At 68.4% G+C, this 18,647-nt stretch carries 16 protein-coding genes; 14 read left to right on the top strand and 2 right to left on the bottom strand.

Going from position 1 to position 18,647, the window contains the following annotated elements; genetic code table 11:
- Nucleotides 1–21: 21 nt before the first annotated feature.
- Genes FGS76_RS07895 through murB form a run of 8 tightly spaced genes read left to right on the top strand, consistent with a single transcriptional unit; the run spans nucleotide 22 to nucleotide 8,354 of the window.
- Nucleotides 22–2,268, top strand: coding sequence for a ComEC/Rec2 family competence protein (locus tag FGS76_RS07895; RefSeq protein WP_138772084.1), 2,247 nt, complete (start codon nucleotides 22–24; stop codon nucleotides 2,266–2,268).
- 21 nt (nucleotides 2,269–2,289) lie between these two features.
- The gene (locus FGS76_RS07890) at nucleotides 2,290–2,931 is read left to right on the top strand and encodes a MotA/TolQ/ExbB proton channel family protein (RefSeq protein WP_138772083.1); all 642 of its coding nucleotides are present in this window, start codon (nucleotides 2,290–2,292) and stop codon (nucleotides 2,929–2,931) included.
- Entirely contained in the window at nucleotides 2,928–3,353 is a 426-nt protein-coding gene (locus tag FGS76_RS07885; protein ID WP_138772082.1) for an ExbD/TolR family protein, read from the top strand. Before FGS76_RS07890 ends, FGS76_RS07885 begins: the two co-directional genes overlap by 4 nt.
- Nucleotides 3,350–5,101, top strand: a complete 1,752-nt coding sequence (gene msbA, locus FGS76_RS07880; RefSeq protein ID WP_138772081.1) for a lipid A export permease/ATP-binding protein MsbA — start codon at nucleotides 3,350–3,352, stop codon at nucleotides 5,099–5,101. The genes FGS76_RS07885 and msbA overlap by 4 nt, the downstream gene beginning before the upstream one ends.
- On the top strand, nucleotides 5,094–6,101 hold the full coding sequence (gene lpxK, locus FGS76_RS07875) for a tetraacyldisaccharide 4'-kinase (protein ID WP_138772080.1): 1,008 nt from the start codon (nucleotides 5,094–5,096) through the stop codon (nucleotides 6,099–6,101). The genes msbA and lpxK overlap by 8 nt, the downstream gene beginning before the upstream one ends.
- On the top strand, nucleotides 6,098–6,871 hold the full coding sequence (gene kdsB / locus FGS76_RS07870) for a 3-deoxy-manno-octulosonate cytidylyltransferase (RefSeq protein ID WP_138772079.1): 774 nt from the start codon (nucleotides 6,098–6,100) through the stop codon (nucleotides 6,869–6,871). The genes lpxK and kdsB overlap by 4 nt, the downstream gene beginning before the upstream one ends.
- The gene (locus FGS76_RS07865; RefSeq protein WP_138772078.1) at nucleotides 6,868–7,350 is read left to right on the top strand and encodes a low molecular weight protein-tyrosine-phosphatase; all 483 of its coding nucleotides are present in this window, start codon (nucleotides 6,868–6,870) and stop codon (nucleotides 7,348–7,350) included. The genes kdsB and FGS76_RS07865 overlap by 4 nt, the downstream gene beginning before the upstream one ends.
- Nucleotides 7,347–8,354: a UDP-N-acetylmuramate dehydrogenase gene (gene murB / locus FGS76_RS07860; RefSeq protein ID WP_138772077.1), complete on the top strand. Its 1,008-nt coding sequence runs from the start codon at nucleotides 7,347–7,349 to the stop codon at nucleotides 8,352–8,354. The genes FGS76_RS07865 and murB overlap by 4 nt, the downstream gene beginning before the upstream one ends.
- Nucleotides 8,355–8,848: 494 nt before the next feature.
- On the opposite strand, the gene rne is transcribed toward murB, so the two are convergent.
- The gene (gene rne / locus FGS76_RS07855) at nucleotides 8,849–12,475 is read right to left on the bottom strand and encodes a ribonuclease E (RefSeq protein WP_138772076.1); all 3,627 of its coding nucleotides are present in this window, start codon (nucleotides 12,473–12,475) and stop codon (nucleotides 8,849–8,851) included.
- Between the two features lie 658 nt (nucleotides 12,476–13,133).
- On the opposite strand from rne, the gene FGS76_RS07850 reads away from it, so the two are divergent.
- The 3 genes from FGS76_RS07850 to sppA are packed head-to-tail and all read left to right on the top strand — an operon-like array spanning nucleotide 13,134 to nucleotide 15,723.
- Nucleotides 13,134–14,087: an RluA family pseudouridine synthase gene (locus FGS76_RS07850; protein ID WP_138772075.1), complete on the top strand. Its 954-nt coding sequence runs from the start codon at nucleotides 13,134–13,136 to the stop codon at nucleotides 14,085–14,087.
- Nucleotides 14,084–14,767, top strand: coding sequence for an HAD-IA family hydrolase (locus FGS76_RS07845; RefSeq protein ID WP_138772074.1), 684 nt, complete (start codon nucleotides 14,084–14,086; stop codon nucleotides 14,765–14,767). The genes FGS76_RS07850 and FGS76_RS07845 overlap by 4 nt, the downstream gene beginning before the upstream one ends.
- Before the next feature lie 2 nt (nucleotides 14,768–14,769).
- Nucleotides 14,770–15,723: a signal peptide peptidase SppA gene (gene sppA / locus FGS76_RS07840; protein WP_138772073.1), complete on the top strand. Its 954-nt coding sequence runs from the start codon at nucleotides 14,770–14,772 to the stop codon at nucleotides 15,721–15,723.
- A gap of 269 nt (nucleotides 15,724–15,992) precedes the next feature.
- Here the strand turns inward: sppA and FGS76_RS07835 are convergent, their stop codons facing one another.
- Complete coding sequence (locus FGS76_RS07835; protein WP_138772072.1) at nucleotides 15,993–16,586, bottom strand: Maf family protein; 594 nt, start codon at nucleotides 16,584–16,586, stop codon at nucleotides 15,993–15,995.
- Nucleotides 16,587–16,725: 139 nt separating this feature from the next.
- Between FGS76_RS07835 and FGS76_RS07830 the strand changes: the two genes are divergently transcribed.
- From FGS76_RS07830 to plsX, 3 genes are all read left to right on the top strand, one after another.
- Nucleotides 16,726–17,259: a YceD family protein gene (locus FGS76_RS07830; RefSeq protein ID WP_138772071.1), complete on the top strand. Its 534-nt coding sequence runs from the start codon at nucleotides 16,726–16,728 to the stop codon at nucleotides 17,257–17,259.
- 18 nt (nucleotides 17,260–17,277) lie between these two features.
- Nucleotides 17,278–17,472, top strand: a complete 195-nt coding sequence (rpmF, locus tag FGS76_RS07825) for a 50S ribosomal protein L32 (protein WP_138772070.1) — start codon at nucleotides 17,278–17,280, stop codon at nucleotides 17,470–17,472.
- Between the two features lie 142 nt (nucleotides 17,473–17,614).
- Nucleotides 17,615–18,631 carry a phosphate acyltransferase PlsX gene (gene plsX / locus FGS76_RS07820; RefSeq protein WP_138772069.1) on the top strand — a complete coding sequence of 339 codons (1,017 nt, stop codon included), beginning with the start codon at nucleotides 17,615–17,617 and terminating at the stop codon, nucleotides 18,629–18,631.
- Nucleotides 18,632–18,647 lie beyond the last annotated feature (16 nt).

Here is an 18,647-nt window from a genome sequence, read left to right as displayed (position 1 = left end):
ATGCATTGAGAGAACGCAAGGATGCGATACGCACTGCCCGCCGGCGCGCTGACGCTGGCGGTCTGGACCGGTTTCGTCTGGCTGCCCTGGCTGTTGTTGCTGGCGGCATTGCCCGGTGGCCGCCGGTCCGCTGAGCGGCGCCGGGTGGCGCTGGCGGCGGCGCTGGCCGCCGGGCTCGGACTGCTGACCCTGGAAAATGGCCTGGCCGCGCGGCTGCCGGCGGCGCTCAACGGCCAGGCGGTGGCGGTGCAGGCCCGGGTGGTGGCGCCGGTGGAGCGCGACCTGCGGCAGCGTTACGGCGAGCCGGTCAACTGGCAGCGTGTGACCCTGGAAGTGAGCCTGCTTGAGGGGCCCCGGCGCTGGCCGGGCCGGCACCGGGTGCGGGTCAGCGCTTGGGGGCCGCTGCCGGCGTTGCGGGCCGGCGACCGCTTCCAGGCCCGGGTGCGGCTGTATTTTCCCCATGGCTGGCATAACCAGACCGGCCCGGACACCGCCCGCCGCGACCTTGCGCAGCGCCGGGATGCGGGCGGTGTGCTGGTGGCGGTGGACGGGCCGGTGCGTTCCGCCGGCGGCTTGCCTGCCCTGCGCCAGCGGCTGGCGGACCGGCTGCGCACGCGGCTGGCGGTGAGCCCCCTGGGGGCGGCGGTGGTGCCGGCGCTGGTCACCGGTGACCGCCGGGGCCTGGCGGCGGACCTCTACGAGCTGTTCAGAACCACCGGCACCGCCCACCTGCTGGCCATCTCCGGGCTGCATCTGTCCCTGGTCGCCGGCCTGCTGTGGTGGCTGGGGCGGGGGTTGCTGGCGCCGCTGGCCCAGCTGCTGTGGCCGCCGGCCCGGCGGCTGACCCTGGCCCAGCTGGCCTGGGCACCGGCGCTGGTCGGCGCCTTCGGCTACGCGGCCCTGGCCGGCTTCAGCCTGCCCACCCGGCGCGCCCTGCTGATGGTGGCGGTGCTGGCCCTGTGCCGGCTGGCGCGGCGCTGGCCGGCCCCCGGCCAGGGCCTGGCCCTGGCGCTGCTGGTGGTGTTGCTGGCGGACCCGCTGGCGGCGCTGTCCGCCGGCCTGTGGCTGTCGTTCGGCGCGGTGGCCGCCATCCTGCTGTTGCTGGACGGCGGTGGCCGGCTGCCGGTGATGGTGGCCCTGCCGTTGCCCATGGCGGTGGCCGGGGCAGCGCTGTTCGATGCCTGGGCCTGGTGGAGCCCGCTGGCCAACCTGTTGCTGGTGCCGCTGTTCAGCCTGCTGGTGGTGCCGGCGGCGCTGCTGGGGGCGCTGTTTGACTGGATGCCGCCCCTGCGGGTGGCCGCCGTGGGGGTGGAGCTGGCGGTGTGGCTGATGGAGCGGCTGGCGGCCTGGCCGGCGCCGGCGCTGCCGGGCGTGGCCGGTTGGGCGGCCCTGGCCCTGGTCGGCGCGCTGATGATCGGCCTGCTGCCGGGCCGGGCCTGGCCGCGCCGGCTGTTGCCGCTGTGCCTGCTGCCGTGGCTGGCGCCGCCGTCCACGGCGCCGGGTTACGGTCAGGTGGATCTGGTGGCGTTCGAAGTGGGGCAGGGCCAGGCGCTGGCGCTGCGCACCGCCCGTCATCTGGTGCTCTATGACCCGGGGCCGGGCTGGCCCGGCGGTTCCGCCACCGGCCGGGTGGTGGTGCCCTGGCTGCGCCGTCACCGGCTGACGCCGGACCTGACCCTGGTCAGCCACGGCGACAACGACCATGCCGGCGGTCTGGCGGACCTGCCGGCCCCGGGCTACTTGCTGAGCGGCGAGCCACGGCGGGTGCCCGGTTCGGCGCCGTGCCGGGCCGGCCAGCACTGGCGCTTCGACGGCGTCGACTTCCGGGTGCTGTGGCCGGATCGGCGGCACTGGACCGGCAATGACGCCAGTTGCGTGCTGCGGGTGGACGCCGCCGGGGGCGCCAGCGTGCTGCTCACCGGCGACATCACCACGGCGGTGGAGTACCGGCTGCTGGGGTCGGTGGCGCCGGTAACGGTGCTGCAGCTGGGCCACCATGGCAGCGCCTCGTCCAGCGCCGACGCCTGGCTGCGGTCCCTGGGACCGCGCTGGGCGCTGGCCTCGGTGGGCTACGCCAACCGCTTCGGGCACCCGGACGCGGACCTGGTACGGCGTCTGGAAGCGGCCGGGGTCACGGTTCTGCGCACCGACCGGGCCGGTATGATTGTGTTTCGCCTGGGGGGCCAGGATAATGCCGCGCTTATAACAAAGTGGCGCCGGGACCACGGTCGTCCCTGGCACCGGCCCGCGCGCGGGCAGGTTTGGTGAACGTGGAAAGGGGATCTTTACGTGCAGGATCTAGTGCAGTCCGGGGGCTGGATGATGCTCCCGATCCTGATCGGTTCGGTGGTGGCCCTGGCCATCGTGGTGGAACGGTTCTGGACCCTGCGTCCGGGCAAGCTGGCGCCGGCGGATACCCTGGCCCAGGTGCGGGTGTGGCTGCAGAAGGGCCAGCTCAACGCCCAGCGGCTGGCCGCCCTGCGTGAACAGTCGCCGCTGGGGCGCATTCTCGCCACCGGCCTGGCCAATGCCCGCCATGGCCGCGAAATCATGAAGGAAAGCATCCAGGAAGAGGCCGCCGGGGTGGTCCATGACCTGGAAAAATACCTCTCCACCCTGGGCTCCATCGCCGCCATCGCGCCGCTGCTGGGCTTGTTGGGTACGGTGATCGGCATGATCGACGTGTTCGCCGCGATCATGATTCACGGCACCGGTGACGCCGCGCAACTGGCCGGCGGCATTTCCCAGGCGCTGCTGACCACCGCCGCCGGTCTGGTGGTGGCGATTCCGGCGATTTACTTCCACCGCTTCTTTTTGCGCCGGGTGGAGGAAATCACCGTCAGCATGGAACGCGCCGCGGTGCACCTGGTGGATCTGGTGCACGGCGACCGGGAGGCCACTCCCGGCCAGGGCACCGGGGCGGCGTCGTGAAATTCCCCCGGCCGCGCCAGGAGCAGGCGGAGGTCAACCTGACGCCGCTGATCGATGTGGTGTTTCTGCTGTTGATTTTCTTTATGGTGTCCACCACCTTCACCCGCGAAACCCAGCTGGCACTGACCCTGCCGGAAGCCCAGGGCACGCCGCCGGAAGCGCTTCCGGAGGCGGTCGAGGTGCTGGTGTCGCCGCTGGGTGAGTATCTGATCAATGGCGAGAAACTGACCGACAACACCGAACAGGGCCTGCGTTCGGCGCTGCTGCGCCTGGGGCAGGACAAAACCACCCGGCCGATGATCATCACCGCCGACGCCGCCGCCAGCTATCAGGCAGTGGTGCGGGTGATGGACGTGGCCGGACAGCTCGGCTTTGATAAGCTGTCGCTCACCACTCGCGAAGCCGACGATGAGGCGCAATGAGCCAATCTCTCCCGGATGATGCCTGGCAGACCTACAAACGACTGCTTACTTACGTCAAACCCCACTGGCTGATTCTGTTCGCCAGTTTCATCGGTTACGCCATCTACGCCGCCACCCAGGCCGGTGCCGCCCAATTGGCCGGTTACCTCGGCGAGACCGTGGTCAATCCGGAGCCGCACCGGGTGTTGGTGGTTTCCATCGCGCCGTTCTTTATCGCCCTGGCCCAGGGGCTCGGCCAGTTCATGGGCAGTTATTCGATGACCTGGGTGGCCCAGGAAATCGTCTACCGGCTGCGCAATGATGTGTTCGGCCATGTGCTGCGGCTGCCCCAGTCGGAGTACAACAACAACGCTTCCGGGCGCATCATGTCGAAGATCATCTTCGACGCCCAGCAGGTCACCAGCGCCGGCACCGACGCCATTATCGTGCTGCTGCGCGAGGGCCTCACGGTGATCGGGCTGATCGCTTTCCTGCTCTACCAGAACTGGAAGCTGACCCTGATCCTGCTGGTGATGGCGCCCCTGGTGGCCACCGTGGTGCGACTGACCAGCAAGCGCTTTCGCCACATCAGCCGGCGCATCCAATCGTCCATGGGCAACATCACCCAGTTCCTGGGCGAGGCCATCGAAGGCAACCAGGCGGTGAAGATTTTCGGTGGCCAGAAGCTGGAAGCGGACCGTTTCCATTCGGTGAGCCGGCGCTTCTCGCGGCAGAACACCAAGCTCAACGCCAGCAAGATCGCGTCCACGGTGATCGTGCAGCTGTTCGTGGCCGCCGCCATCGGCGTGGTCACCTATCTGTACATCACACTGATGGGCGAGGCGCTCACCGTGGGCGGCTTCCTGTCCTACATCGCCGCCGCCGGCATGGTGCAAAAGCCGCTCAAGCAGCTCACCGACGTGAACGTGAAAATCCAGCGCGGCGTCACCGGTGCCTCGTCCCTGTTCGAACTGATGGACCGGCCGCCGGAGCCGGATCTGGGCGGCCAGGACCTGCCGCGCACCAACGGCGACATCGAGTTCCGCGATGTGACCTTCGGCTATGACCCGGCCCATCCGGTGCTCAACAACCTGTCGTTCTCGGTGAACAGCGGCGAGACCATCGCCCTGGTGGGCCGGTCCGGCGCCGGCAAGAGCACCATCTCGGCGATGCTGCCGCGCTTCTTCGACCCGGACTCCGGCCAGGTGCTGCTCGACGGCGTGCCGCTGCCGGACTATCAACTGGCGGCGCTGCGCCGGCAGATCGCCATGGTCAGCCAGAAGGTGGTGCTGTTCAACGATACGGTGCGCAACAACATCGCCTACGGCGAGATGCGCGGCGCCGATGACAGCGCCATCGAACAGGCGGCGCGCAATGCCTACGCCTGGGACTTCATCCAGGGGCTGGACCATGGTCTGGACACCGAAGTAGGGCAGGACGGCGCCCAGCTGTCCGGCGGTCAGCGCCAGCGCCTGGCCATCGCCAGGGCACTGCTCAAGGACGCGCCGATCCTGATTCTGGACGAGGCCACCAGTGCTCTGGACACCGAGTCCGAGCATCATATCCAGCAGGCCCTGGAACGGCTGATGGCCGGGCGCACCACCCTGGTGATCGCCCACCGCCTGTCCACCATCGAGAAGGCCGACCGTATTCTGGTGCTCGACCAGGGCCGCCTGATCGAACAGGGCTCCCATCAGGAGCTGCTGGACCGCAACGGCCTCTATACCCAGCTCTACAAAATGGACTTCGCCGACGACAACCATGGCTGATTGGGCGCGCCGCATAGAACGGGGCTGGTACCAGGGCAGTGCCTGGCTGGCGCCGCTGCGGCCCCTGGGCTGGCTGGTGGGGCGGGTGGCGCGCCGCCGGCTGCAACGCTTCCGCGAGCAGGCGCCGGTGCCGCCGGTGCCGGTGCTGGTGGTGGGCAACGTCACCGTGGGCGGCACCGGTAAAACGCCGCTGGTGATCGCCCTGGCGCGGCGGGCCCGGCAGCGCGGCCTGACCGTGGTGGTGATCTCCCGGGGCTACGGCGGTGCCGCCGGCGACTACCCGATTACCGTGCAGGCCGGGGACCATCCCTCCCGGGCCGGCGACGAACCCCTGCTGATCGCCCAACGGGCCGGCGTGACGGTGGTGCTGGACCCGCGCCGGGATCGGGCCCTGGACGAAGCGGTGCGCCGCCATGGCGCCGACCTGGTGATCAGCGACGACGGCTTGCAGCACTATGCGTTGCCGCGCAGCGCCGAGGTGGTGGTGATCGACGGCGACCGGGGGCTGGGCAATGGCCGCTGCCTGCCCGCCGGCCCCCTGCGCGAGCCGCCGGCGCGGCTGGCGGCGGTGGATTTCGTGATCGCCAATGGCGGCGGCTGGCCCGGCGCCAGCACCATGACCCTGGTGCCGGGCCAGCCGTTGCGGCTGCAAGACGGGGAGAGCCTGGACGCGGCCGACTTCCTGGCCCGTTTTCCGCGTGTGCACGGGGTCGCCGGCATCGGCCACCCGGGCCGTTTTTTCCGTACCCTGGAGGCGCTGGGGCTGGCGGTGATTGCCCATCCGTTCGCCGACCACCACGCCTTCCGCCCGGCGGACCTGGCCTTCGGCGACGGCCTGCCGGTGATCATGACCGAGAAGGACGCGGTAAAATGCCGGGGTTTCAACGACCCGCGCCTGTGGACGCTGCCGGTGGTGGCGGAGCTGCCGCCGGGCACCCTGGACGCCATGCTCGACCGGGCGCTGGGCGACCGGTCGAGAACAGAGCAGGAACAGCTATGAGTTTTTATGTGATCGTGCCGGCCCGCTACGCTTCCTCGCGGCTGCCCGGCAAACCGCTGGCGGATCTGGCCGGCAAGCCGATGGTGACGCGGGTGGTGGAGCGCTGCGCGCGCAGCGGTGCCCTGCGTGCGCTGGTGGCCACCGACGACGAACGGGTGCGCGACGCCGTGGGCGACGCCGCCCAGGTGGTGATGACCCGCGCCGACCACCCCTCCGGCACCGACCGGTTGCAGGAAGTGGCCAGCAAACTGGGCCTGGCGGACGACGACATCGTGGTCAATGTGCAGGGCGACGAGCCGCTGATTCCGCCGGCGGTGATCGACCAGGTGGCGGAGAATCTGGCACGCCATCCGGATTGCCAGATGGCCACCCTGTGCGAGCCCATCGACAGCGCCGAGGACCTGTTCAACCCAAACGTCTGCAAGGTGGTGTTCGACGTCAACGGCCGCGCCCTGTATTTCTCCCGGGCGCCGATTCCCTGGCACCGGGACGGTTTTGCCGACGGCACCGGTGCCGACCTGGATCTGAGCGGCGGCCGCTGGTGGCGGCATATCGGCATCTACGCCTACCGGGTGGGCTTTCTGCACCGCTTCGTGAGCTGGCCGCCGGCGCCCCTGGAGCAGCTGGAATCCCTGGAGCAGCTGCGGGCCCTGGCCAATGGCGCCCCGGTGCATGTGGCGCCGGCCCGGGAACCGGTGCCCGGCGGCGTCGACACCGAGGCCGACCTGGCGCGCATGCGCCGCTATCTGGCAGAGGCTGACCGATCATGACCACCCCTTCCGTTTCCGTGCTGTTCGTGTGCCTTGGCAATATCTGCCGGTCGCCCACCGCCGAGGCGGTGTTCCGCCGGCGGGTGGCCGACGCCGGCCTGGCGGACCGTATCCATATCGACAGCGCCGGTACCGGCGACTGGCACATCGGCAAGGCCCCGGACCGGCGCGCCAGCGCCGCCGCCGCCCAACGGGGCTATCAGCTGGAGGCGCTGCGCGCCCGCCAGGTGAGCGCCGAGGACTTCCGCCGTTTCGATCTGGTGCTGGCCATGGACGACAACAACCTGGCCGACCTGCAAGCTCTGCGTCCCGAGGACGATGACGCTCTGCTGGTCCGTTTTCTGGACGTGCTCGGCGACGACGGCCCCCATGAAGTGCCGGACCCCTACTACGGCGGCGACGACGGCTTCGACCGGGTGCTGGACCTGGTGGAGCGGGCCAGCGACCTGTGGCTGGAGCGCCTGCGGGAGCGTCTGTGATCGAGCGCGACGCGGATCTGTCCGGCGCCAATACCCTGGCGCTGCCGGCCCGCGCCGAGCGGCTGGCGCGCCCAGCCAGCGCGGCGGCGCTGGCCGATCTGCTGGCGCGGCGGCGCGCGGATGAGCCCCTGTACGTGCTGGGGCAGGGCAGCAATCTTGTGCTGGATGGCGAGCTGCCCGGCCTGACCCTGATCCCGGCGCTGGATCATCTCGATTATCAAGTGGACGGCGACCAGGCCTGGGTTACCGCCGGCGCCGGCGTGGTCTGGGACCGGCTGGTGGCGGACACCGTGGCGCGGGGCTGGCGGGGCCTGGAAAACCTGTCCCTGATTCCCGGCACCGCCGGCGCCGCCCCGTTCCAGAACATCGGCGCCTACGGGGTTGAGCTGGCGGACGTGCTGGACAGCGTGGAAGCGGTGTCGGTGGCGGACGGCGCGGTGGTGCGGTTCAGCGCCGCCGAGTGCGAGTTCGATTACCGGGACAGCCTGTTCAAAAGCCGCCGGCGGGGCGAGTTCATCATCACCGCCATCACCCTGCGCCTGCGGCGTCACGGGGCCTGCCGGGTGGACTACGGCGGCCTGGCGGCGCGCTTCGCCGACGCCGACCCGGCCAGCCTGGACCCGGCGGCGGTGCGGGCGGCGGTGATCGAGCTGCGGCAAAGCAAGCTGCCTGACCCGGCGGTGCTGCCCAACGCGGGCAGCTTCTTCAAGAATCCGGTGGTGTCCGTGGCCCATTATCAGCAGCTGAAACAGGCCGAGCCGGAGCTGGTGGCTTTCGCCCACCGGGACGGCATGAAGCTGGCCGCCGGCTGGCTGATCGAACGGGCCGGTTGGAAGGGCCGCCGGCTGGGCCCGGTGGGCATGCATCGGGAGCAGGCCCTGGTACTGGTCAACCACGGCGGCGCCCGCGCCGCCGATGTGCGGGCCCTGGCGGAGGCGGTGCGCGCCGATGTGCGTGAGCGCTTCGCGGTCACCCTGGAGCAGGAACCGATTCCATTACCTTGAGGGTTGGGGCGCGGCTCAGGTCGTGACGCCCTTCCGGGAACGCCGCAAGTACCCGCAAGCGGGCCCGGCCACCCATCACAGATGGGCGGCGTTCGGCGGCGCGCGAAGCAGTGCTTCGCAACACGCTTGCCTCACCCCTGTAGGCTCCCTTTCGAACGTCCTGTTCTCAAGGGTCCCGGAAGGGCGTCACGACCTGAGCCGCTTAGCAGTGATCCTCGGCGCCAGTGGCTCTACGGAGCCGCCACCACCACTCACCCTGGTTCATCGTTGTTCTTACCCGGAACGGTTCCGCTACCTCGAAGCGGAGCTGTGTGGGGGCCTTCCGGGACCCTGTCAAACAGGACGTTTGACAGGGAGCCTACAGGGACGTACTCGCGGCGTTCCCGGAAGGCCCCCACACAGATCCGCGTCCCGGATAGAGCCCGCCACCGCCAAAGCGCGATGAACCATAAAAAAACCGCCCCGAAGGGCGGTTTTTTTATGGGCCGATGGGATCAGGCGTCGTGGTTGGCGTCTTCACCCTGGTTCGGCGTTTGCGCTGCCTGTTGCTCGCGGCGGCGCTGGCGCGGGTCGTTGCCGGCGCGGCCGGCGGGGATTTCCGCCGGAGCCGGTTTCGGGAACGACGGGCGGGCAGCCTCGGCGGCCGGTGCCTGCGGTGCCGGAGCCGGCTCCGCGGGCTTGGCCGGCGCCGGACGTGCCGGTGCCGCCTGCGGGCTGCGCTGACGCGGGTCGTTGCCGGCCCGTTTCGGCGCTTCGTCCGCCGCCGGTTGGGCCGCCGGCTCGGCGGCGGGGGAGGGCGCCGGTGCCGGGTTGCGGTCCGCCGGCGTCACGTCCACCGGTGCCGCTTCCGCAGCGGCCTGGGTCCGCGCCGGCGCGTCGGTCGGCGTGGCGGCCACTTTGTCGTCCGTGGCCGGGGCCTCGGCTTTTTCAGGCTCTTTTTCGGCCTGGGGCTCGGGCTTGGGCTCGGACTCGACCTTGGGCTCGGCCTGGGCTTCGGTCTTCACCTCGGCCCGGGGCTCCGCTTTCGGCTGCTCGGCTTGCTGCTCCGCCTTGGCTTCCGCCTTCGGCTCGGCTTGGGGCTCTGCTTTCGGTTCGGCTTTCGGCTCGGCGCTGGACTCGGGCTTCGACTCGGGCTTCGACTCGGCTTGCTGCTCCGCTTTGGGCTCGGCGTGCTGTTCGGCTTTCGGCTCAGCTTTCGCTTGCACGGAGGGCTCAGCCTTGGGCTGGGCGGCTTGCGCTTGCGGGGCCGGCTGGGCGTCGGTTTGGGCGGCCGGTTCCGGCTTGGCCGGTTTGGCGTCCGCCTGTTCGTTGGCCTCGTCCCGGGCCGCCTTGACCGGCGCTTCCGGGGCGGCCGCCGGCGGCTGCTCGGTGGCGCTGGTGCCGGTCTGTTCCGGTTTCACCTCGGGCACACCGGTTTCCACCACCTGGGTTTCGCGGGCACGCTGTTCACCGTCGGCCTGCTCGGTGGCCGCCTGGCCACGGGGAGCACGCTCGGCGCGTTCGGAGCGCTCGCCGGCGTTGTCCGCCGGGCTGCTTTCCGCGCCTTCCTCGGCGGGGACCAGCTTGGCCCTGGGCGGACGGCTGTCACCACGTTCCTGGTCACGGCCCGGGGTGTTGTCCTCGGAGGTCATGCGCGGCGGCTGGCCGGCGGTGTCCTCACGGGGCTCGGCGTCCGCCTGGCCGGCTTCCGGCCGGGGCCGGTTGTCGTCGGCGCTGGCGGCGGCGTCGTCCTGCTTGCCCGGGCGCTGGCGTTCGCGCAGCGGCCGTTCATCGCGGGAGTCGGTGCGGCGCTGGGCCTTGGGACCGTCGTCCTTGCGCGGGCCTTTGTCCTCGGCTTTCTCCTGGGGCTTGTCCTGGGTGCGCGGCTTGCCGTTGCGATTGTCGGCCTTGTCGGCCTTCTGCTCGGCGGGCTTGTTGTCGTGCTGGCCACCGTCACGCTGGCCGGCATCGCGTTGGTTGTTGCCGTCGCGCTGGCTGTTATCGCGCTGGCCTTCGCCGTTGGCGTTGCCGCCCTGGCCACCACGGCCACCGCGACCGCCACGGCGGTTGCGGCCCCGGCCACGCCCGCCATTATTATCACCACCATTGCCGCCGCCATTGGCGTCGTCCTTGGCGTTGCGTCGCTGGTCGTCGCGCTGGTCACCACGTTGGTCGCCACGCTGATCGCCACGTTTGTCGTTGCGCTGGCCGTTGCGGTTGTCGCCTCTCTGGTTGCCGCCCTTGGCCCGGTTCTGGCCGCCACGGCGTTTGTCGTCGCGCTGACCGTTACGGCCGCCACGCTTGTCGTCGCGTTCGCTTTGACGCTTGGCGTTCTGCTGGTCGCGGCGTTTGGCGCGGGCTTCCTGTTCTTCCGGGGTGCCGTTGAACAGCACCGCCAGCCAGGTGAAGAAGCGGGCCATGAAGTTGGTGGGCCGCACCGTCGGCGCCGGGGCCGCCTTGGCGGGTTTGGCGGGTTTGGCGGCGGCTTCCGGCTTGGCCGGTTCCGGTTTCTCGGCCTGGGGCTTGGGCGGCGGCGGCGCGGTGTCCGGGGCCACCAGCTTCACCACCGGCTCCTGGGTCTTGATCTCGGTGTCCTGGGCGGACTGAACGGCCGGGTCCTGGTGGCCTTCCACCAGTTCCAGCTCGTGGCTGACCAGATCCTTGGTCTGGTCGTCACGGATGCGTTCCACCTCGAAGTGCGGCGTTTCCAGGTGCGGGTTGGGGATCACCAGCACGCGCACCTTGTGGTTGGCTTCGATCTCGCGCAGCACCTGACGCTTTTCATTGAGCAGGAAGGTGCCCACGGCAACCGGCACCTGGGCCTGGATTTCGCCGGTGCGCTCCTTCATCACCTCTTCTTCGATCAGGCGCAGGATGCTCAGAGCCAGGGATTTCACATCGCGGATGTGGCCCAGGCCGTCGCAGCGCGGGCACACGATGCTGGAGGTTTCGCCGAGGCTGGGGCGCAGCCGCTGGCGGGACAGTTCCAGCAGGCCGAAGCGGGAAATGCGGCCCAGCTGGATACGCGCGCGGTCCGCTTCCAGGGCTTCGCGCATGCGGTTTTCCACGTCGCGCTGGTTGCGCGCCGGGCCCATGTCGATGAAGTCCACCACGATCAGGCCGCCGATGTCGCGCAGACGCAGCTGGCGGGCGATCTCGTCCGCCGCCTCCAGGTTGGTCTGCAGGGCGGTTTCCTCGATGTCCGCGCCCTTGGTGGCGCGGGAGGAGTTGATGTCGATGGACACCAGCGCCTCGGTGGGATCGATGACGATGGAGCCGCCGGAGGGCAGCTTCACTTCACGCTCGAAGGCGGTTTCGATCTGCGATTCGATCTGGTAACGCGAGAACAGCGGGGTGTCGTCGTTGTACAGCTTGATCTTGTGCTGGAAGTCGGTCATCACCTGCTGGACGAAGGCCTGGGCCTCGTCGTAGACCTTCTGCGAGTCGATCAGCACTTCGCCGATGTCCTTGCGCAGGTAGTCGCGGATGGCGCGAATGATGACGTTGGATTCCTGATAGATCAGGAACGGCGCCTTGCGGGTCTCGGACGCCTCGGCGATGGAGACCCACAGCTTGAGCAGGTAGTTCAGGTCCCATTGCAGCTCCTCGGCGGAGCGGCCCAGACCGGCGGTGCGCACGATCACGCCCATTTCGTCGGGAATATCCAGGCTGCCCAGGGCTTCCTTGAGCTGCTGGCGTTCCTCGCCCTCGATGCGGCGGGAGATGCCGCCGGCGCGGGGATTGTTGGGCATCAGCACCAGGTAACGGCCGGCCAGGCTGATAAAGGTGGTGAGGGCGGCGCCTTTGTTACCGCGCTCTTCCTTGTCCACCTGGATGATCACTTCCTGACCTTCCCGGATCACATCCTTGATATTGATGCGGCCCTGGATGTCCTTGGGGTCCTTCTGAAAGTACTGACGGGAGATTTCCTTCAGCGGCAGAAAGCCGTGGCGCTCGGCGCCGAAATCCACGAAAGCGGCTTCCAGGGAGGGTTCGATGCGGGTGATCTTGCCTTTATAGATGTTGGCTTTTTTCTGCACGCGGGTGCGGTGTTCGATGTCCAGGTCATAGAGTCTCTGGCCATCCACCAGCGCCACCCGAATCTCTTCGGGGTGCGTGGCATTGATCAACATACGTTTCATTGTGCTACCACAAGGTTCGTGGCGGCGAGCAGCGGGCCGGTATCCATACCGGTATCAGACCTTCTGGTCCGGGCGTCGGAAGAAATGCCTGACAGGCATGAACGTCCCGTGGAGGCGCGTTAGCGCGAACACACACGGTGGTGATTGCCTGTTTTCGACCTTTCCCTGTGCTCCGGACTGGTTGAAGTTGCGCCGTTGGCGTCGCTCGCGAGGCGATATCCTCGTATCGGCTTCACGCTTCGTCCGGCGCTTCGCGCGCCGGACCGGGTAAACTCTTGTCTGTATACCGATTCGGACCGTCATCGGGCGCGTCGTGCGCGGCCACGAGGGCGGTCCTTTTTGTCTTCGACCTGTTGCTGCCACCGCCGGTGTTGGTTGTCGGTCGACCGCCGGGGGGAGTTGTGTTGCCGCCCCGGGGGCCGTGCAGCGTCCGGACCCGGAGGGTCCGTTCGGTTCTTTGTGTCGGGCGGGCTGGCGGGTGTTAGGGTCTACCGACGGCGAATGGTCGCTGCGCGTCGCCGTTGGCCAGCCTCGGCCGACATCGGATCATAGCAGCGAAACCGCAATCGGATCAATCAGATACATTGCTGATACGTGAAGGGTTCGAGGTTCGCACGCAAGGCTGGCGGAGCGCGTCGACAGGCCCTAGAATCGCCGCATGTCAGACACCCCCGCCGCTGATCGCGTCACCTTTATTACCATCGATGAAGGCCGCGACGGCCAACGCCTGGATAATTTCCTGTTCGTCCATCTCAAGGGCGTACCGCGTTCGCGTATCTACCGCATTATCCGCGCCGGTGAGGTGCGTATAAACAAGAAGCGCGCCAAGCAGACCACCCGTCTGGCCACCGGCGACGTGGTACGTATTCCGCCGGTGCGCACCAGCGAATCGTCGGCGCCGCCGGTGGTCAGCGACGGCCTCGCCGAGCGCCTGTCCCGGGCGCTGCTGTACGAAGACTCGCGGCTGATGATCTTCAACAAGCCCGCCGGTCTGGCGGTGCACGGCGGCAGCGGTGTCAGCCTGGGGCTGATCGAGGCGCTGCGGGTGCTCTATCCCAAGGAAACCCAGCTGGAGCTGGTGCACCGCCTGGACCGGGATACCAGCGGTTGCATCATGGTGGCCCGCCACCGGGGCTTCCTGCGCAAGCTGCAACGATTGATGCAGCAGGGCGGCGTGGAAAAGCGCTACTGGCTGCTGTGCCAGGGCTTCAAGGGCGCCGAGCGCCGCATGGAGGCGCCGCTGCTGAAGATGATGCAAGGCAACGAGCGGGTGGTGCGGGTGTCCCGGGAGGGCAAGCCCTCGATCACCGACTTCGTGCTGCTGGAGCGGTTCGGCGACAGCGCCCTGGTGGAGGCCACCCTGGGCACCGGTCGCACCCACCAGATTCGCGTGCACGCCCAGTTCGGCGGCTTCCCCCTGCTCGGCGACGATAAATACGGCAGCCAGCGGGGCGACCGCAAACTGGCCGACCTGGGCCGGCGCCGGCTGTGCCTGCATGCCCGTTCCCTGGCGTTCCGCCACCCGGAAAGCGGCGACAGGCTGCGGGTGGAGGCGCCCCTGGACGAGGATTTCGAAGCGATCCTGGCCGGTCTGCGGGCGGGCAAGCAATGAGCGGCCGCTACGACCTGGTGATCTTCGACTGGGACGGCACGGTGATGGATTCCACCGCGCGCATCGTCCAGTGCATGCACCTGGCCGGCGCCGACCTGGCGCTGCCGTTACTCGATGACGACGCGGTGCGCGGCATTATCGGCCTGGGCCTGCCGGAGGCGATCCGCACTCTTTATCCTGATCTGGACGACCACGGGGTAGGGCGCATGCGCGACTGCTACGCCAGCCACTTCGTGGCCGCCGAGCGCGTGCCCAGCCCGCTGTACCCGGGCGCCCTGGATACCCTGGCGGCGTTGCGCGATGCCGGCCTGCTGCTGGCGGTGGCCACCGGCAAGAGCCGCAAGGGGCTCGACCGGGTGTGGGCCGGCAGCGGTTTGGGGCACTGGTTTCATGCCTCCCGCTGCGCCGACGAAAGCGTTTCCAAGCCGGCGCCGGCCATGGTCGAGGAATTATTGGCGGAATTGGCGGTCCGTCCGGAACGGGCGTTGGTGGTGGGCGATACCGCCTTCGACCTGGAAATGGCCCGCGCCGCCGGCGTGGACCGCGTCGGCGTCAGCTACGGCGCCCACCCGGTGGCGCGGCTCACGCCGAGCCTGCCGCTGGCGGTGATCGACGCCCTGCCGGAGCTGTTGCCGCTGATCGGCATCGGCGCCCCCATTGATGACGAGGAAAGAGTGTAGAGATGGAACCCAACAATAAAGAGTGGAAACTGATCGAAAGATTGCTGGGCCAGGCCCAGGCGGAACAGCGCAAAACCCGCCGCTGGGGCATCTTCTTCAAGAGCCTGGGCTTTATCTATCTGTTCGCCATGCTCTATCTGTTCGCCGCCAACCGGCCCGGCGACTCCCTGGCGGTGACCGAGCCCCATGTGGCGGTGGTGGACGTGACCGGCGCGATCATGAGCGATTCGGCGGCCAGCGCCGACCTGATCACCACCGGCCTGCGCGAGGCGTTCGAGGCGGAAAACAGCAAGGCGGTGCTGCTGCGCATCAACAGCCCCGGCGGCTCGCCGGTGCAGTCCAACTTCGTCTACAACGAAATCCGCCGGCTGCGCGCGGAATACCCGGACAAGAAGCTGTACGCGGCGATCACCGATATGGGCGCCTCCGGTGCTTACTTTATCGCCTCGGCGGCGGATGAGATCTACGCCGACCCGGCCAGCATCGTCGGCTCCATCGGCGTGATCATGGCCGGCTTCGGTGTCCAGGACGCCGCCGAGAAGCTGGGCGTGGAGCGCCGCGTCTACACCGCCGGTGACAACAAGGACATCCTCGACCCGTTCGCGCCGGTGCGCGACAAGGACCGGGAGCACGTGCAGACCATGCTCGACGAGATTCACCAGCAGTTTATCGCCGCGGTGAAACAAGGGCGGGGCGATCGTCTCAAGGTGGACGGCCACCCGGAACTGTTCTCCGGCCTGTTCTGGACCGGCGAGCGGGCCCTGTCCCTGGGCCTGGTGGACGGCCTCAAGAGCCCGGGGCAGGTGGCCCGGGATGTGGTTGGCGTGGATGAGATGGTCAACTACACCGTCAGCGGCTCGCCCCTGGACAAGGTGCTCAAGCGCTTCGGTGTCTCCGTGGGCGACGGCCTGGGCAAGTCCCTGGGCCTGGACGCCGCCGCGCCGAGCATTCGCTAGGCCCTGATCGCGGCTGAAGCCGCTCCTACCCACCCCACTGGAGGATGTAGGAGCGGCTTCAGCCGCGAAGGGCGAGATGACGGGGCGTCCCCCGCGAGTTGAAAGTGAAAAGTTAAAAGTTGAAAGGGCGGGCAACTCATACACCCTTTCCGCGGCCGCTGGCCGGCAAGGCGCGCTGTTTGCCTCACCGTATAAGGCGCGGGCAGGGCAGCGCCGACTCCCGGTGCTCTCCCGCGTTTTAACTTTTAACTTGTAACTTTGAACTGGTCTCAGGCCGGCAGCGCAACCCCCTCGGCGGCCAGAAAATCCGTAAGCATGATCAGTGGCAAGCCGACCAGGGCGTTGGGGTCGCGGCCTTCCAGGGATTTGAACAACACGATACCCAGGCCCTCGGATTTGAAACTGCCGGCGCAATTGAACGGCTGTTCCTGTTCGATATAACGCTCGATCTGGTCGTCGCGGAGGGTGCGGAACTGCACCTGAAAGCGCTCGCAACCGCTCTGATGGCGGCCGGAGGCGGCGTCCAGCAGGCACAGGCCGGTCAGGAAGGTAACCCGGCGGCCGCTGGCGCGGCGCAGCTGGGCCACGGCGTTGGCGTGGTCGCCGGGCTTGCCGAGCACCTGGTCGTCGATCACCGCCACCTGGTCGGAGCCGATGATCAGCGCCCCCGGATGCGCCTGCGCCAGCGCGCCTGCCTTGGCGCGGGCCAGGCGCAGCACCAGCTCGGTGGGGGTTTCGCCGGGCCGGGCGCTTTCATCGATGTCCGGGCTTTGGTGCTCGAAAGCGAGCCCCAGCTTGCCGAGCAGTTCGCGGCGGAATGGGGAGGAGGAGGCCAGGATCAGGGGCCGGGAAGGGTGTTTCATGGGGTACTCCGCTAGCCAATCGCCGCGAAGTGTACCCACGGCGCCGCCGGGCTGCACGAAAAAACCAGCTTTCTCAATCAGTTAACAGGCGCAATTTGGCTTTGACAGGACGCGGGGCCCCGCCTAGAATTGCGCGCTTATGTTTTCAGGGCAACTGCCACCGTATCTGGAACCGCGCAAGTTCGCGGATCAGGAACGCGTCATCGAAGGCGAAGCCCGTGTCGGGGAACTGCCCCGTCTGCGGGAATATCGCGATAGCCAGGATCAGCCGGTCCGGGTCTCGCTGGCGTTTGGCCGCGACGAAGACGGCCGTGGGCGCGTTCAAGGTCGTGTGGAAGCCACCCTGATACTGGTTTGCCAGCGTTGTCTGGAACCGGTGCACCACCCCGTCGTCGCCGATGTGGATCTGGTGCTGGTGTGGAGTGAGGATCAGGCCAAGGCGCTGCCGGCGGACCTGGACCCCTTGCTGGTCACCGAGGAGCGTTTGAGTCTGGCGGAGTTGCTCGAGGAGGAGCTGCTGCTGGCCTTGCCCCTGGTGGCTCTGCACGATGAGTGCCCGCGTCCGGCGTCAACCGGTTCCGAACCGGAATCGGAAGGTGACCCGGACGATACGCAAACCAATCCGGATAATCCGTTTGCCGTGCTGGCCCGCCTCAAGGGCCGCCGCAAGTAACTGGCCGAGGAGCAAGCAATGGCTGTTCAACAGAATCGCAAGTCCCGTTCCAAGCGCGGCATGCGTCGTTCCCACGACGCCCTGTCCGCACCGACCATCACCGAGGACAGCAACAGCGGTGAAGTGCATCGTCGTCACCACATTTCTCCGGACGGCATGTACCGTGGTCGCCAGGTGATTCGCACCGACGAACTGGACGACGAAGAAGAGTAAGTCCCGTCGCCGCCCCCGGGTGGCGCCGCCGGACCGAAGCAGAACGGGAGCCCTGGCGGCTCCCGTTTTGTTGTTGTCCGGTTCCCACGGGGCCATGACCACCCGTATCATGGCCATCGCTTCGTCAAGTCAGGATACTGCCATGCCAGCGGTTGTGACTCTGGCCGTGGACGCCATGGGTGGCGATCACGGTCTGCCGGTAACCGTGCCCGCGGTGGCGCGGATACTGGCCCGCCATGCCAATCTGCACGTGATCATGGTGGGCGAGCCGGGTGTTCTTGCCCCGGCACTGGAAAAGGAAAAGCTCGGTGACCACCCGCGCCTGAGCGTGCAGGCCGCCGCCGAGGTGGTGGCCATGGACGACCCGGTGGCGGTGGCCCTGCGCCAGAAAAAAGACTCCTCCATGCGCGTGGCCATCAACCTGGTCAAGGAAGGTCGCGCCCAGGCCGCGGTCAGCGCCGGCAACACCGGCGCGCTGATGGCGGTGAGCCGCTTCGTGCTCAAGACCCTGCCCGGGGTGGATCGCCCGGCCATCTGCACCGCCATCCCCACCGCTTCCGGCCACTGCCACATGCTCGACCTGGGCGCCAATGTGGACTCCGAGCCGGCCCACCTGCTGCAGTTCGCCCTGATGGGGCAGGCGGTGGTGCGCGCCGTGGACGGCCAGAAGAGCCCGCGGGTGGCGCTGCTCAACATCGGCGAGGAAGACATCAAGGGCAACGAGCAGATCAAGGAAGCCGCCACCCTGATGAGCCAGACCGGCGACCTGAACTACGTGGGCTTCGTGGAAGGCAACGGCATCTTCCTGGGCGACGTGGACGTGGTGGTGTGCGATGGCTTCGTCGGCAATGTGTCGCTGAAGACCATGGAAGGGGTGGCCAAGATGATCGGTGGCATGATCCGCGAGGAAGCCGGCCGTTCGCTGCTGCGCAAACTCAGCGGCCTGTTCGCGCTGCCGCTGCTGGGCGGGCTGAAGAAGCGCATGGACCCGGATCGCTACAACGGCGCCAGCCTGGTGGGCCTGAACGGCGTGGTGGTGAAAAGCCACGGCGGCACCACCGTGGAGGGCTTCGCCTGCGCCCTGGAAGTGGCGCTGCTGGAAGCGGAGCGCAATGTGCCGGCGCTGATCCGCGACGCCCTGGCTCCAGCCACCAGCTAGCTCCCCGTAGGAGCGG

The organism is Alloalcanivorax gelatiniphagus (assembly GCF_005938655.1).
Classification (GTDB): domain Bacteria; phylum Pseudomonadota; class Gammaproteobacteria; order Pseudomonadales; family Alcanivoracaceae; genus Alloalcanivorax; species Alloalcanivorax gelatiniphagus.
This window is presented reverse-complemented; position numbering and strand designations above follow the sequence as displayed.